Annotated in this window: 13 protein-coding genes; 6 read left to right on the top strand and 7 right to left on the bottom strand. The window is 63.7% G+C overall.

Features of this window, described 5'->3' with window-relative positions; translation table 11 throughout:
- Positions 1–182 precede the first annotated feature (182 nt).
- Genes IPP90_01130 through IPP90_01120 form a run of 3 tightly spaced genes read left to right on the top strand, consistent with a single transcriptional unit; the run spans position 183 to position 2711 of the window.
- Positions 183–920 (top strand): glycosyltransferase family 2 protein, encoded by a 738-nt coding sequence (locus IPP90_01130; GenBank protein ID MBL0169316.1) that lies wholly within the window; start codon positions 183–185, stop codon positions 918–920.
- A 7-nt stretch (positions 921–927) separates the two neighbouring features.
- A complete protein-coding gene (gene rfbF, locus IPP90_01125) occupies positions 928–1713 on the top strand; it encodes a glucose-1-phosphate cytidylyltransferase (protein MBL0169315.1) in 786 nt (261 codons plus the stop codon).
- Positions 1710–2711, top strand: coding sequence for a GDP-mannose 4,6-dehydratase (locus IPP90_01120; protein ID MBL0169314.1), 1002 nt, complete (start codon positions 1710–1712; stop codon positions 2709–2711). The genes rfbF and IPP90_01120 overlap by 4 nt, the downstream gene beginning before the upstream one ends.
- A gap of 32 nt (positions 2712–2743) precedes the next feature.
- On the opposite strand, the gene IPP90_01115 is transcribed toward IPP90_01120, so the two are convergent.
- Genes IPP90_01115 through IPP90_01100 form a run of 4 tightly spaced genes read right to left on the bottom strand, consistent with a single transcriptional unit; the run spans position 2744 to position 7698 of the window.
- Complete coding sequence (locus tag IPP90_01115) at positions 2744–4165, bottom strand: FAD-dependent oxidoreductase (protein ID MBL0169313.1); 1422 nt, start codon at positions 4163–4165, stop codon at positions 2744–2746.
- The gene (locus tag IPP90_01110; GenBank protein MBL0169312.1) at positions 4158–5129 is read right to left on the bottom strand and encodes a flippase-like domain-containing protein; all 972 of its coding nucleotides are present in this window, start codon (positions 5127–5129) and stop codon (positions 4158–4160) included. The genes IPP90_01115 and IPP90_01110 overlap by 8 nt, the downstream gene beginning before the upstream one ends.
- Entirely contained in the window at positions 5126–6025 is a 900-nt protein-coding gene (locus IPP90_01105) for a glycosyltransferase family 2 protein (GenBank protein ID MBL0169311.1), read from the bottom strand. The genes IPP90_01110 and IPP90_01105 overlap by 4 nt, the downstream gene beginning before the upstream one ends.
- Positions 6022–7698 carry a hypothetical protein gene (locus tag IPP90_01100; protein MBL0169310.1) on the bottom strand — a complete coding sequence of 559 codons (1677 nt, stop codon included), beginning with the start codon at positions 7696–7698 and terminating at the stop codon, positions 6022–6024. The genes IPP90_01105 and IPP90_01100 overlap by 4 nt, the downstream gene beginning before the upstream one ends.
- 129 nt (positions 7699–7827) lie before the next feature.
- On the opposite strand from IPP90_01100, the gene IPP90_01095 reads away from it, so the two are divergent.
- From IPP90_01095 to IPP90_01085, 3 genes are all read left to right on the top strand, one after another.
- Complete coding sequence (locus tag IPP90_01095) at positions 7828–8754, top strand: decaprenyl-phosphate phosphoribosyltransferase (GenBank protein MBL0169309.1); 927 nt, start codon at positions 7828–7830, stop codon at positions 8752–8754.
- 25 nt (positions 8755–8779) lie between these two features.
- Positions 8780–10123: a hypothetical protein gene (locus IPP90_01090; GenBank protein MBL0169308.1), complete on the top strand. Its 1344-nt coding sequence runs from the start codon at positions 8780–8782 to the stop codon at positions 10121–10123.
- Positions 10124–10569: 446 nt separating this feature from the next.
- Positions 10570–11505: a hypothetical protein gene (locus IPP90_01085; GenBank protein MBL0169307.1), complete on the top strand. Its 936-nt coding sequence runs from the start codon at positions 10570–10572 to the stop codon at positions 11503–11505.
- Positions 11506–11512: 7 nt separating this feature from the next.
- Here IPP90_01085 and IPP90_01080 read toward each other — a convergent pair whose 3' ends face one another.
- The 3 genes from IPP90_01080 to IPP90_01070 are packed head-to-tail and all read right to left on the bottom strand — an operon-like array spanning position 11513 to position 14762.
- Entirely contained in the window at positions 11513–12487 is a 975-nt protein-coding gene (locus IPP90_01080; GenBank protein MBL0169306.1) for an NAD-dependent epimerase/dehydratase family protein, read from the bottom strand.
- On the bottom strand, positions 12484–13803 hold the full coding sequence (locus IPP90_01075; protein ID MBL0169305.1) for a glycosyltransferase family 4 protein: 1320 nt from the start codon (positions 13801–13803) through the stop codon (positions 12484–12486). The genes IPP90_01080 and IPP90_01075 overlap by 4 nt, the downstream gene beginning before the upstream one ends.
- Positions 13800–14762: an SDR family oxidoreductase gene (locus IPP90_01070; protein MBL0169304.1), complete on the bottom strand. Its 963-nt coding sequence runs from the start codon at positions 14760–14762 to the stop codon at positions 13800–13802. The genes IPP90_01075 and IPP90_01070 overlap by 4 nt, the downstream gene beginning before the upstream one ends.
- Between the last annotated feature and the right edge of the window lie 108 nt (positions 14763–14870).

The raw sequence follows: 14870 nt of genomic DNA, 5'->3' as shown, positions 1-14870 counted from the left end.
GGAGCAGTCTTCTTGCCTCGCCTTGTTACTCACTCGCGAATGACCCAACTCGTTCAGATCGCGACATCGCGCGTGCGTAGTCTGCCGGGGACGCCAACCGCGTGCCGCGCGGGAGAGAGCCGCTGACACCGGAACGCGCCATCGACGACGTAGCCAGAGGACCTCTCGTCCTCTCGCTCGTGATGCCCTGCTACAACGAGGTCGGCAACGTCCCAACGACGGTGCCGCGTCTCGTGCGCGCCTTCGCCAACAGCGGGATTCGCTACGAGATCATTCCCGTCGACAATGGGTCGAAGGATGAGACGTGGAACAAGCTGGCGGAGTTGGCTGAGCGATTTCCCGGCATCGTGAATCCGGTGCGTGTCGACACCAACATCGGCTATGGCAACGGCATTCTTCAGGGGATGCGTCATGCCAACGGTTCATGGATTGGTACTGTGGCGGCTGACGGACAGGTCGATGCGGAGGACGTCTTTCGGCTGTATGAGGCGTGCGCGGACACCGACGGTCGCGTGGTAGGCAAGGTTCGTCGACGCTACCGCATGGACGGCTTCCTGCGACGCGTGATTTCGGTGGGGTACAACGTGTTCGTGCGGATGTTGTGGCCGAAGCTGGGCTCGTGGGACGTCAATGGCCAGCCGCGCATGCTTCGGCGCGAGATTGCCCAAGCGATGGACCTTGAGTCGACGAACTGGCTGCTGGATCCGGAAATGCTCATCAAGGCGCATTACATGGGCGTTCGTGTGATCGAAGTGAACGTGTTTGCGCGCATGCGGGGCAGTGGGCTGTCGCACGTGCGCATGGCCACCTGCTGGGAATTCTTCACCTATTTGCTGGGCTTTCGTTTTTCCGGCACACTCAAGGCATGGCGACATCGAATGGCCGAGCAGTCCCCGAGCACGAAGTTGGGTGCATCGTGAGGACGACGTGACCGAACCAACAGTCAAAGTGGTGATTCTTGCCGGTGGACGCGGCACCCGTCTCGCTGAAGAAACCGGCTCGCGCCCCAAGCCCATGGTGGAGATCGGCGGGATGCCGCTGCTTTGGCACCTGATGGGTGTTTATGCCAGTCATGGCTTCCGCGAGTTTGTGGTCGCGTGTGGCTACAAGGGGGCGCTGATCAAGGAGTACTTTCACAACTATGCCGCGCAGCACGGCGATTTCACGGTTGATTTGCAAAGCGGTGCCGTCGCATTTCTCAATGCGCCGCGTACCGACTGGCGCGTATCCGTCGTCGACACGGGACTTGACACGATGACCGGCGGTCGACTCCGTCGCGTGAAATCGTTTGTGGGCGACTCCACGTTCATGGTGACGTATGGCGATGGTCTGGGGAACGTCGATGTCAGCGCCCTGCTGGCGTATCATCGTGCCCACGGAAAGCTTGCCACGGTCACGGCGGTGCGGCCGCCGGCCCGTTTCGGCGATCTCACGATTGTCGGCGATGCGGTGAAGGCCTTCACCGAGAAGCCGCAGGCCCATGAGGGTTGGATCAATGGCGGATTCTTCGTGTTCGAGCCGGGCGTCCTAGACTACATTGACGGCGACACGATCAGCCTGGAACGTGAGCCACTGGAACGAATTGCGCGCGCAGGCGAGCTGATGGCATATCGGCATCACGGTTTCTGGCAACCGATGGACACCCTGCGTGAGAAGCTGCTGCTCGAGGAATTGTGGGCTTCGGGCACCGCCCCGTGGAAATCGGAACCATGAACTTCTGGAGCGGACGAAACGTCTTTGTCACTGGAGCGACGGGCTTGCTGGGTTCGCACCTGACGGAAGAGTTGCTGGCGCGAGGCGCACGCGTGACCGTGCTCGTGCGCGATTGGGTCCCTGACAGTCGTGCGGTGTCCTCCTCGCTCTTGCCGCGCTGTCAGGTGATCCGTGGCGAACTCGAGGATCATGGCACGCTCCTCCGGGTGCTCAACGAATATGAGATTGACAGCGTGTTCCACCTCGGGGCGCAAACCATCGTCGGCACGGCCTCGCGCAGCGCCATGTCCACCTTCGAGTCCAACATCCGCGGTACCTGGTGTCTCCTGGAGGCGGCGAAGCAGTGCGCGCCGCGCATCGAGCGCGTGATCGTCGCGTCCAGCGACAAGGCGTATGGCGCGCACGATATCCTGCCGTACACGGAAGACGCGCCGTTGCAGGGACGCTTCCCGTACGACGTCTCGAAATCCTGTACCGATCTGATCAGCTTCAGTTACTGGCATACGTACAAGGTCCCGATTGCAGTGACGCGATGCGGGAACCTGTTCGGCGCCGGCGACCTCAATTTCAATCGACTGATCCCCGGCACGATTCGCTCGACGCTCCAGGGCGAGCGCCCGGTCATTCGCAGCGACGGCACGTTTGTGCGCGACTACTTCTACGTGCGCGATGCAGTGGACGCGTATCTGCAGCTCGCCGAGCGTGTCCCTGGGGACGGCATTTCGGGTGAGGCGTTCAACTTCGGGACCGAAACGCCGCTCACAGTCATTGACGTGGTTCGTCGCGTGTTGGCCGCCATGGGCGTTCCGGCCGTCGAGCCCGATATCCGCAATGAAGCGACGCACGAAATTCCCCAGCAGTTTCTCGATTGCGCCAAGGCGCGCACGCGGATGGACTGGCATCCGCGGTATTCGTTCGAGGACGCTCTCGCGGAAACGGTGGCCTGGTATCGCGCGTGGTTCGCGGCCCGGACGTCAACTCCGGGTGCCCCGAGATGAGCCCGATCGATCGGCGACGGATGTTTCGATGGCTACTGGGCGGTGGAGCCAGTCGGAACCATACGAGGTAGCCGGCAAAGTGGCGGGATCGTTGCGCACGGGCTGATCTTCGCCGACATGCTCGGGACCGTCGAGGCCATTCCACGCGCCGATCTGTTCGCCTGTACTGGGAAATGGATGACGCGTCCGTAGGTCAGGAACCGGGGTAATGCGTCCGCCCACTGGTCGAGCACCGAGAACGGGCGCTCGTAGCCCTGATCGTAAATCGGATAGGCCTGCGCCAAGCGCCGCACCGTGACCGCCGTCGGCGCGGCCGGCACCGGAATGCCAACCGTCTCAAGGTCCTTGCAGACCAACGCACCAAGCGCGGCGTCGTCCATTCGCCACTCGGGATCGTCGACACTGGCCGGCAATTCCGCACAGAGCACGGTGCGCCCCGCCGGCACGCGCCGCACCGCATAGTTTTTCGGTTCGCTCAGACGCGTGATCCGCACATTGGCATCGGGCAGATAGTGCGCGTCGAACTCGGTGAACTGCTCCACCGGCAATTCGAGATAGACCAGGATCATGGCGCGATAGCGGATCTGCGTCGCGGCTTCCACGGCCGCCGCCGAGGTCTGCGAGCCCATGAACCGGGCGATCAACGAGATCGGCAACGTCGACCACACATAGTCGGCTGCAAGTTCAGTCTCCACGCCATCGTGCTGCGCCCGCACAATCCATGGCACGCCCGTGTCCGACGGGGCGGTGAGGCCCGTGACACGCCAACCGAAGCGGACATCGGCCCCCAATTGGGACGCCTTGGCGGCAAACGCCTCGGAAATCTGTCCGAAGCCATCGGCCGGATAGAAAAATCGTCCCGACATCGGTGGCCGAAACCCCGGCACGGCATTGAGCACCTTGCGAAGCAACTTCGCAAAGCTGCCCGCCGCCACCCGACGACGCGCCTGGATGCCCGAGAGAGTGACCGGATCGGCACCCCAGATTTTTTTCGCGTACGGCAGATAGAACGACTGCGCAATCGTCGGGCCAAGGCTGGCCGCGATGATGGCGGCAAAATTGTCAGCCGTTGCCGCGCGCTGCCGCCACACCATGTCCTTCAGCACGCCAATCCCGAACGCCGGATCGAGCCGCAGCAACAGATCGTGCGGCTTGAGCGGAAAATGAATCCACCGCCCCCGCAGTCGGATGCGACCATGACGCGGTCGATCGAGCAGTGCCGCGCCCAGCAGCGACTTGATGTCGTCGAGAATTTCGGCGTCCGACGCCGGATGCAATCGGTGACTGCCGTAGTCGAGCCGATGATCGCGCCACCGGAAACTGCCGCCATTGCCCCCGGCGGTGTCCCCTTGCTCCAACAGCGTCACCGCCGCCTTGTTGGCCTGACGCAGACGAACGGCAGCACCGACACCGGCCGGACCACCACCCAGAATCAGAATACGCGGTTCAGGCATGTGCTTGCGTGGCAACCTTTGACGTGCGGGCGAAAAGTGGTGGCGTGGGGATGGGACGGGACCGTGCCAGCAACAGCCACACCAATCCGCCGATCAGACCACCGACGATCAGCACCGACTGCCACAACAGCGAGACGGTTACGCCCATCGCCAACGGGACGCCGAACGGCGCGAGTAGTGTCGCCAGACTCGCTTCGCGGACAGCAAGTCCCCCAAGACTGATCGGCAGTAAACTCACCACCTTGGCCAGCGGCCACACCAGGAACCAGACCGCCAAGGATGGCGTCACGCCAATGGCCCGACCCAGCTCGGCGTTGAGGATAACGAAGCTGCCTTGAATCAACAGCGAGAGCGTGAGTCCGGTGATCGCCACTGACGGCTGGCGACGCAAGTGACGGAATCCCACCAGCGAGCGCCCGATGGGGCGCCGCAGCTTGGCCGGCCAGCGACGCAACGTCACCCGGCCCATGATCAGCAAGGCGATAACGCCCGCCACCATGCCAACCGACAACGTGATCCCGATCGCACGACCGAATGCACCCGACTCGGTGTTGCCGACCGCGACCGCACCCACGCCCGCCAGAATGGCCAACGACGTCGTGTCCGTGATGCGATCCATCAGGCCGCCCAGGAATGCCGCTTCCGGACGCTTGGTGCAGCGACCGGCCATCAGCATCCGCAGCACGTCTCCGCCGGCAATGCTCGGCAGGCAGAGGTTGGCGAACAGTCCCGCCGCGTAGCACTGCGCCGCGTCGCGCATGTTCAGCGCCGCACGACCGGCGATGACAAATCCACGCCACTTGATGGTCCCCACGGCGTGACCAACCACGAACATCAGCACGACCGCGCTCCACTGCCACCAGTGCAGGCGCGCCACCGCCGTCATCACCATCGACCAGGGCAGGAACGCAAAGATCAGCGCCAGCAAACCGACGCTGACGACGATGCGCAGGCCCAGCTTCATCGGCGAGCGCTCAGCCTGGCATTCTGGTCGGCGAGCAGACCCACCGCCCACATCAAGGTCGCGCCAAGCAGGCCCAGGACCGCACTCTCCGACAGATTATCGCGCGTCACATCGTACGCGAATTTCGCGCCACCCACGAGGCCGAGAAAAAGTCCGAGGGGCAGGAACACCTTGAGCGGATTGAATACCACGATGATGCGGAGAATCAGCAGCGTGAAGTCAAACGCATGCCGCGGTCGGATCTTGCTGTTGCCCAGACGCGCATGGTAGTCGATTGGGAAATACACCACGGGATGTTTGTTGCACGCGGCGGCAAGCGTAATCGTGGTGGTGAATGAGAATCCCTCGGGAAGCAGGTGCTGATACCGCTCGATCAATCCGCGGTGCATGAGCCGCATGCCCGAGTTGATGTCCGGCAGCTCGCGTTCGGCGAGATAGCTGGCGAGCCATCGGAGGAACGCCTTGGGGGGCCGACGAATGAGCGGGATGCGCACGGTATTCCCGGTGCGAGCGCCCACCACCATGTCGGCGTGTTCACTGGCCGCCAGCAAATCAGGGATGGATGCGACCGGATAGGTGCCGTCGGCATCGGTGATGAGAATCCACGGATACTTCGCGGCCCGCGTTCCGGCCTTGAGCGCCGCCCCATATCCGCGATTCTGTTCCCGCCGAAGGACTCGAGCCACACCGGAAGACTCTGCCGCCGCCGCCGTGCCGTCGGTGGATCCGTCGTCAATCACCACGATCTCGTACACCCAGCCCGTGCGTTTCATCGCCTCATCGAGTACACGCAACTCGTTGGCGACGTGTTCGGCTTCATTGAATGCCGGCACGACAACAGATACGGCCCGTTCGGTGGGGCGCGGGGCGATGGTCTCGACTAACGGCTCAATCACTGCGTCCTCGAAGGGCTCGGAGTAGCGGCGGTTCTGCTGAGGATGACGATTTCGCCCCCTCCGACGGTACTGGGTACCACGTAGACGGGCTGGTAACGCGTTTGCAACTCCTTCCACAGGTCCGGACTGACGGATTCGAGCCGGATGGGAAAGGTGTAGACGACAAGCGTCCGGGCGACGGGCGACTCCAGCCGATGGAGGCTGGCCGTATCCTCCACCACCGGCCATGTCCGATGGAGCCACCCATTGGCCACATAGCCGGCGATGAACGTGGCGATCACCGAGTCGCCGTCTTCGTGGTGTTGATCAATCCAGGCCACCGCTTGCTCAAAATCCTGCTTGGGCTGCCAGGCCCGGGGCAGGATGGCGATCGAGGCGAGCGTGACGACAGCAAGGCCACCGTTCCCCAGAGACTGCGCGAACGCTGGGCGCCATCGAGCGACGGTGCGATCCAGCAGGCCAAACCCGCCGCGCACGGCAAACTGCACCAGAAAACCCGCACCAAAGAAGAAGAACCGCGGCCAAAGATTGTGGCCCGCCGCCAGAACCAGCGCGGCCATAATCACCATTGGCAGCAGCATCAGCAACGTGGCCACGCGCTCCCGGCTCCAGGCCATCCACAATCCCAGCATGCCAACAAGGCCCGCCACCGGCACCAGCAGGGCACCCGCCGGAATGCCATTCATCAGAGCCCGCACCGTCTCGGCCAGGAACCACGCCGGATTTTGCCACACGACCGGCCCTCCGGTGCTGCCCGACTTGTCGACGGTGGCGACAACCTGCGGGATGATCGGCGCATACAGCACGGCCGCCAGTGTGCCGGCCAGAACGAGCGCGGCGAGGGGCGCCCAACGGCGTGGCCCGGCGGACAACGTGCGGGCCTGCCACAGCCAACAGAGCCCATGGCCGGCAACGACGGTCAGTGCCGTGACATGCGTCAACAGGGTGAGCGCCAAGGCGAACGCGTACGCCCAGATGACTCGCGGACCGCTGCGTTCACCCCGAAGCAAATCGAGAAACAGCGAGGTGCTGACCAACGTGCCAAGCATCAGCGCGGTGTATCCGCGTGCGCTCTGGGAAAACCAGACGTGATGATACGAGACCGTCAGCAGGATGGCTGACCACCAGGCCTCCCGACGAGGCATCCAGCGCAGGCCGAACACGAGGGCCGCCCAGATACTGGCCACCCCGAACAGTGCCGCCGGCAAACGCAGCGTCGTGGCCGACTCTCCCCCGATCAGCTGCACCGCACGGGCACTGATCGAGTACAACAGGTGCTGATTCGTGGTGTCGAATGTGGTCAGCAGTCGGCCCCAAGGTAAACGCACGTAGTCGAGCTGGGTCTGGATTTCGTCCAGCCAAAGACCGGTGCCCAAGCCCCGTAATCGCAGGGCCATCGCCACCAGCAGGATGACGGCGATCAGCCCCTGCTCCCGACGTGACAGAGGCACGGTCGAGCCACTGGTGGTGTCGGCGGGAAACCAGCGGCGAACGAGCGGAATGGCCAGCAGATTGAAGACCACCAGTGCTTTGCACAGCCAGAGACCGGTGACGAGCGCGGTCGTCGATTCGTCGGTGGTCGAGCGAATCCACTCGGCGGTGTTTGCCGGAGGGAACACGACGGCAGCGGCGAAGACGGCCATCCACAGCAGGCGGCCTGCCAGCGGAGTCACATCACGGCTTCCCGGTAGCGTCAAATTCTGCACCCCATGCTGAATGAGCGTATCATTGCCCAGGCTGACGTGCGGACGGGTCCGCGTCGGGCTCACAATCGAGATCAAACTAAGGCTGGGATCGACCGCGTGACACCTCCAACGGAATCGGTGCATTTGGACAAGCCGCTGCACCCGGGGCGCCGTGTGCGCGACTGGGTCCTGCTGATGCGCCCGAAGCAATGGACCAAGAACGCGTTTGTACTCGCGCCGCTCCTGTTTTCCGGCCGCGCGATGGAACGCGGGAGTGTCGCGTCTGCGCTGCTCGGTTTTGCCGCGTTCTGCCTTGCGGCCAGTGCCGTCTACGCGTTCAACGATGTGAATGATCGCGCCGAGGATCAGGCGCATCCCACCAAGAGATTCCGACCGGTCGCGGCCGGGCGGATTGGCGTCGGGCAAGCGCGCGCCATGGCCGCCGTGCTGGCCACTGTCGGCGTCGCGTTGGCGTGGCAGGTTGGGCCGGGGGTGGCGGGATGGGTCGCGTTGTATCTCGCGTTGAACGTGCTCTACTCAGTGGTCCTCAAGACCGTCGTCTTGCTGGATGTGTTCTGCATCGCGGCATTCTTCGTGCTGCGTCTGCTCACGGGTTCCGCAGCCGTGGGTGTCAAGTCGTCGGTATGGCTGCTGGTCTGTGGCGGTCTGCTCGCACTGTACCTGGGATTCGCCAAGCGCCGGCATGAACTGACCGTGCTTGGCGACCGCGCCGCGGGCCATCGTGGGGTACTGGCGCACTACAGCGCGCCGTTCCTCGACCAGATCTCGTCGGTGCTGCTGGCGGTCACGATCGTGGCGTATCTCATGTACACACTCACCTCGGAAACCGCACGGCGAGTTGGCAGCGATGCCTTGAGCTACGGTTCGGTCTTTGTGCTGTACGGGGTCTTTCGTTACCTCTATCTGGTGCATCGACGTGATCAGGGCACGCCCACGGAAACCGTGCTCGAGGATCGACCGCTGCTGATCACGGTGGCGCTCTGGATCGCCTACAGCGCCTGGCTGATCTATCGGCCGCGATGACGTCCTATCGGTCAGGACGCCGGTGATGAGCCGCTGGCGCAGCCGTCTGCAGTTCAGCACCGCCACGTGCCTGTTCTTGTCGGTGTGGGTCGTGTACGCCGCGCACCTCACCTCGAACGTGGTGCGTGAGACGTATCTCGCGTTGGCGTTTGCCGAGCGGTTCACCGTCAAGGTGGACCCGTATCTGGGCCTGCATCCCGATCTCTTCGAGATCCCGGGTCGAGGGAGTTACATCAACAGCAATCCGGGCGCATCGCTGCTCGGCGCCGCGCCGCTGCTCCTCTCGCGTCCGGGCGTGTCGGTGCTGTTTGCGGCCAAGCCGTCCTTGGGAGCGCCCAAGCCGCCGACCACGTACAACGACCCGCGGCCCAATCGCACGCTGTTCATGAACGAGATGCGCAAGCGCGGCCTGGACGTCCGGCTGGCCATTGCCGCGCTGCTGACGCAGATCGGGTTGATGGCGCCACTCGGTGCCCTCGCCGCGGTCGTGGTTTTCGGATACCTGCGTGGACACGCGCAGGACGAACGCACGGCGCTCTGGCTTTCGCTGTTGTACGCGCTCGGCACGCCGCTGTTCTTTCGCAGCGGCTTCCTCAATCAGAACGCGCTGCTGGCGCATTGTGTGCTGTTCAGCTGGGTGCTGCTGACACGTGTGGGCGCGGGACCAACCGCCCGCACCCGCGACCGCGATTGGTTCATCAGCGGCATGTTGCTGGGTTTCGGGATGGTGCTGGACTACAGCGCCGCGCCCCTGGCGCTCACGTTTGGCCTCTGGTCGATTGTTGACGGCTGGCAGGCCGGTGGGGCGCGCCGATCGGTTCAACGCGCGGGCCTCTGCCTGCTGGGCGCCCTGCCGATGATCGGCTTGCTGCTCGCCTATCAGAATGCAGCGTTCGGTTCTCCCTGGTTTCCCGCGCAGCGCTACATGCCGGCCACGGAGTTCAGCGTGAGGGGATGGAACGGGATGACCATGCCAACGGTATCCCTGCTGTGGCGCAACCTGCTCGACATGCGGTACGGACTGCTCGCCTTCTGTCCGCTGTTGGTGCTGTCGCTCGGCGCGCCATTTCGTGGCCAGCCGCTGGTCTCGCGCTCCGCCATGGTGGCTGCGGCGTCGGCCATCGTCTCGCTCTGGTTGTTCAATAGCGCGAATCAGTTCGCCAGCCTCCAATGGAATACCGGAGTGCGCTATATGGTGCCTGCCGTGCCGCTGTTGTTCGTGCTCGCGGCGCCGGTCCTGCTTTCGTCTGCGGTGCCATGGCGCTGGATCATTGTGGCGCCAACGCTGCTGATTTCTTGGGCCGTCTCCATGATGCGGGAGAACGTCGTGTTGTCGCTGCAACTGTTGGTGACCGACGGGCCCCCCTGATTGCTGCCGACGGGCCGGCCTGCCGGCCGCGCGGCCGCCCTATGCGCCCTGGCTGGCCTCAGGCGGTCAACCCATCGGCGTGCTCTCGCAAGTGGCGGTCGTGGTTGTGGCGGTGTGGCGGTTCCTGTGGCGTGGCAGGCGAATCGCTGGCGCCCGCCACCCAATCCATCTTCGTCGTTCCTGAGCCGCATGCCTTCGCATCCGTTCCCACGGTTCGGCTGCGCATCTGCCGCGAATCGACCGCACCGGTTCAGCGCGACACTTGTCGCCGCGGGCGGCGGTCAATGACCTTGGCATCAATCGCCTCCTCGTCCGGAGCGCGGTGCGGCACTGTGCCAACCGGTCAACCGTCGACTGGCGTTCGGTGCGCTATGCCACGGTGAATGACAACGCCGATCCGAACGTCATCAACCCGGCCGGTTTCCACTTCACCGATCTGGACGAAAATGTGGAACGGGTGCTCATCCCCCTCCGCGATCGGCTGCTCGCGTGGCGAACGTCTGTACGTCAACCTGTGCTATGTCGCCTTCGTCAATTCATCCAACGGCTATGTGCATGAAGATCCGGCGGAATATGCGGAACTCATGGTCGCGGCGTTTCAGCATCTCCGCGACAAGTATCAGCTGACGCCGGATGCCGTCGAGATGATTCTGGAGCCGGACAACTCCTCGATGTGGCGTGGCACGCTCATCGGACGGGCCATGGTGGCCACCGCGTCCAGGCTGGCCGCGGCCGGATTCCATCCGGAGTTCATCGGACCGTCCAACACGAGCATGGCCAATGCCATCGAGTATTTTGACGACATGATTCAGGTGCCGGGCGTTCCCGCCCTGTTGAAGGAACTGTCCTATCATCGATACCGTGGCGTTTCCGACGGCAACTCGGTGACGTGCGCCCTGATTCGCCATCGCACGGCGATGCTCGAGCACATCAACAGTGACGTTGAGGACCTGTACAAGGATCTGACCATCGCCAACGCCTCGGGATGGGAACAGTTCGCGCTGGCGTTTGCGACATCGGACGACGGGGCGCAGTACTACACCTGGAACAACGGGGCGCCCGTGTTGAGCAGGACGGCGCGGTATCTCCGGCAGTATTTCCGGTATGTGCGGCGGGGAGCGGTTCGCGTCGGTGCGCGCAGCGATTCCTCCACTGTGCGGCCGGTCGCGTTTCAGAACACCAATGGCAGCATGGCCATCGTCATGCACCTCGCGCGTGGCGGCGAATTGGCTGTGCGCGGGCTGCCCTCAGGCAGTTATGGGGCGTCACTTACCAGCGACGCCCAGACCGGACAGGAACTGGGGGTGTTCAGCGCGTCGGCAACCGGCGAGGTGCGGTTTTCCGCGCCCTTCGCCGGTGTCGTGACGCTGTATCGCAAATAGCCAGCGCTCAGCGCGCGGACAATCGCGCGCGCTGATCGTTCACCACATCCTCGATGATCTGGGAGAGCCGGATGCGCGGGCGGAAGTTGATGGTGCGTTCCAGTTTGCTGACATCGGGCACCCGGCGCATCATGTCTTCAAAGCCTTCCGGATACGCCTCGGAATAGGGGATCAAGGTGATTTCGGACGAGCTCCCCGCTGCCGCCCGAACCTGCTCGGCCAGACCGAGCATGGAAACTTCCTCATCGGAGCCGATGTTGAAGACCTGGCCGATGGCCGCCGGCGTGTCGAGCAAACGCAGCAGCGCTTCCACCGCATCGTACACGTGGCCGAAGCATCGCTGCTGCGTACCGCTGCCGAATACGGTGATCGGCTCGCCGGTGATGGCCTGCGACGCGAAGTTGGGCAGCACCATGCCGTACCGCCCCGTCTGACGCGGGCCGACCGTGTTGAAGAACCGTACCACAATCACCGGAACGCCGCGTTCCCGCGTGTAGGCGAAGCCCAGCCATTCGTCCATCGCCTTGGAGCACGCATATGCCCAGCGCGAGTGGCTGGTGGGTCCCAATTGCAGGTCGTCCAGTTCAGAGAACGGGATCTTGGTGCTCTTGCCGTACACTTCCGAGGTGGAGGCGAGCAGGACCAGCTTGCCTTTCTTCGATGCGGCCGTCAGCACGGTTTCCGTGGCGCCGATGTTGGTCTCGATCGTGTGCACGGGGCGTTCCACGATCAATCGCACACCGACCGCTGCCGCCAGGTGGACGGTCACGTCGCAGCGATCGACGCACTCGGTGACCAGCGCGGTGTCCAGCGCCGATCCGATGCGGTATTCGAAGCCGTCGCGGCCCACCAGGTGCTCGATGTTGCTCATGCTGCCGGTCGACAGGTCGTCGAGCACCAGCACGCGATCGCCGCGATCGAGGATCCTCGTCGCGAGATGGGAGCCGATGAATCCCGCGCCGCCGGTGATGAAGATCTTCATGCCTGTGCTCCTTCGGTAAGTGTCGCCAGGACGCGCGCATCGTGCTTTCGCTCCGCCGCGCGTCGAACAATGTCAAGATAGCCCGGAATCACGGCATGTTCAGACCACAGGCGTTCGACGGCGGCGTACCCTTCGGCGGCCAGATGGTCGCGATGCGCCGGGTCGTGCTGCAATCGCTGCATTGCCGCCACCAACTCCTCGCGCGTCTCGAAAATCTCGCCGCCTCGGGCCGCCGCAATCAGCTCCGGTAGCGGACCGAGTCGTCGCGCGATGACTGGCGTGGATTGCCGAAACGCTTCCAGCAGGATGATGCCAAAGGTCTCAAAGCACAACGACGGGACGATGAGGGCGATCGCGTGCTTGTACCACGCGGCCAACTGATCACTGGCCACCCGACCCACGAAACGCACACGGGGCAGATCGGACGCCATCGCCCGCAGGGTCTCTCCATAATCACCGTCCCCCGCGATCACGAGGTCATGATCCCCGTCGCCGGCAAATGCCGGCAGGATGTCCTGCACCCCCTTGATCTGTTCAAGACGACCGACAAAAAGAAAGTAGGGACGCGCATGCGGCGACGGGTCGTCCGACGCAAGCGCGTTCTCCGGTCGCGCCGTTTCGGCGGCATCTGCATCGGGCAGAAAGTACGGCAGCACTTCCATCTCTCGCGGGAAACCGAACTCCCGATGCTTCTCGCGACTGAACTCACTCATGGCGATGAAGGTATCCACATGATGCAGCTGACGTTCCAGCAGCCCTGTCCAGCGCCACCACTGTGGCGGGCGCTTGGCCTGTAACTGACAGCGGAAGCACTGACGACTCGGACAGGTCTCCCGACCGTGCCGCCACAGCACATGGCGCGCGCAGACGAGCCAGTGTTCGTGGGCCATGTACAGCTTGATCGCCTCGCCGTACTCCAGCAGGGCCGGACCACCAATCAGGCTGATGTTGTGGTAGTTGATCACGTCGAACTGCCCGTCGTCCAAAAGACGCCGCAACCGTGCGCCGTTGGCAATCGGACGTCCCGTCTGGTGCGTCAGAAACGGCGAGAGCACCCCCCATCCGCTGCGGAGCCCGATGACCTCAACCCCTTCAGGCTCGGGCCGCGCGGCGGCGGGCGTCGTCGTCGCCAGACTCTCATAGGCATCGACGTCGTGAATAACCGTCACGTGATGTCCGGCGCGCGCGAGGCCGCGCGCCAGCCGCTGAATCCCGATGCCATCCCCGCCGAAATTGTACGGTGGATAGAAGGTGGTCAGAAACGCGAATCGCAAGCGATGCGCGCGGTCTGCTCGGGACGCGGCCGCGAGGGTCACGCCCGCGCGGGATCGCTGAGTACGGCGTCGAAGTACTCAATCGTTTTCGCCAGTCCTTCGCGAAGGGCGACCTCGGGCGTCCAGCCCAGCAGTGCCTTGGCCTTGCTGATATCCGGCTGCCGCTGGCGCGGATCGTCGGACGGCAGGGGACGGTATTCAATGGCCGACTTCGATCCGGTCATCTCAACCACCAACTGCGCCAGCTCCCGCATGGTGAACTCGGTCGGATTCCCCAGATTGATGGGTCCCGCCACTTCCGGACCGGTGGCCATCATGCGTACGAACCCCTCGATCAGGTCGCTGACGTAACAGAACGAACGGCTCTGCAGTCCATCGCCGTACAAGGTGATCGGTTCGCCACGCAACGCCTGCACCACGAAATTCGAGACCACGCGCCCGTCATTCGGATGCATGCGCGGTCCGTAGGTGTTGAAAATGCGTACCACCTTGATCGGGAGCGCGTGCTGACGGTGGTAGTCGAAAAACAGCGTTTCGGCACACCGCTTGCCTTCGTCATAGCAGGCCCGAATGCCGATCGGATTGACGTTCCCCCAGTATTCCTCCACCTGCGGATGGATGGTGGGGTCGCCGTACACTTCCGACGTGGACGCCTGCAGGATCTTGGCACCAATGCGCTTGGCCAATCCCAGCATGTTGATGGCGCCGTGAACGCTGGTCTTGGTGGTCTGCACCGGGTCGTGCTGGTAGTGCACCGGCGAGGCGGGGCACGCCAGATTGTAGATCTGGTCGACTTCCACGAACAGCGGGAACGTCACGTCGTGCCGCATCAGTTCGAATCGACGATTGTCCAGCATCGCCTGGAGATTGCGCCTCGAACTGGTGAAGAAGTTGTCGACGCACAGGACTTCGTGCCCGTCGTCGAGGAGTCGCTGGCACAGATGCGAGCCGAGAAACCCGGCCCCACCCGTCACCAGAATTCGCTGTGCACTTTGGGTCATTCGATCGTTCCAGAACTATGAGGTCGCGGTGGATTTGCCGCCTGCCAAGCTCGGCGGAAAGACGACGATAGTGTCGCTCCGACGCAACAGCAAGCGAAACCATCGGAC

The sequence above is a fragment of the Gemmatimonadaceae bacterium genome (assembly GCA_016720905.1).
Taxonomy (GTDB): domain Bacteria; phylum Gemmatimonadota; class Gemmatimonadetes; order Gemmatimonadales; family Gemmatimonadaceae; genus Gemmatimonas.
This window is presented reverse-complemented; position numbering and strand designations above follow the sequence as displayed.

Coding starts and splice junctions, on each gene's coding strand:
- IPP90_01130 (MBL0169316.1), top strand. CDS start 183: ATGCCCTGCTACAACGAGGTCGGCAACGTCCCAACGACGGTGCCGCGT.
- IPP90_01110 (MBL0169312.1), bottom strand. CDS start 5,129: ATGAAGCTGGGCCTGCGCATCGTCGTCAGCGTCGGTTTGCTGGCGCTG.
- IPP90_01115 (MBL0169313.1), bottom strand. CDS start 4,165: ATGCCTGAACCGCGTATTCTGATTCTGGGTGGTGGTCCGGCCGGTGTC.
- IPP90_01085 (MBL0169307.1), top strand. CDS start 10,570: ATGTGGAACGGGTGCTCATCCCCCTCCGCGATCGGCTGCTCGCGTGGC.
- IPP90_01070 (MBL0169304.1), bottom strand. CDS start 14,762: ATGACCCAAAGTGCACAGCGAATTCTGGTGACGGGTGGGGCCGGGTTT.
- IPP90_01090 (MBL0169308.1), top strand. CDS start 8,780: ATGAGCCGCTGGCGCAGCCGTCTGCAGTTCAGCACCGCCACGTGCCTG.
- IPP90_01120 (MBL0169314.1), top strand. CDS start 1,710: ATGAACTTCTGGAGCGGACGAAACGTCTTTGTCACTGGAGCGACGGGC.
- IPP90_01080 (MBL0169306.1), bottom strand. CDS start 12,487: ATGAAGATCTTCATCACCGGCGGCGCGGGATTCATCGGCTCCCATCTC.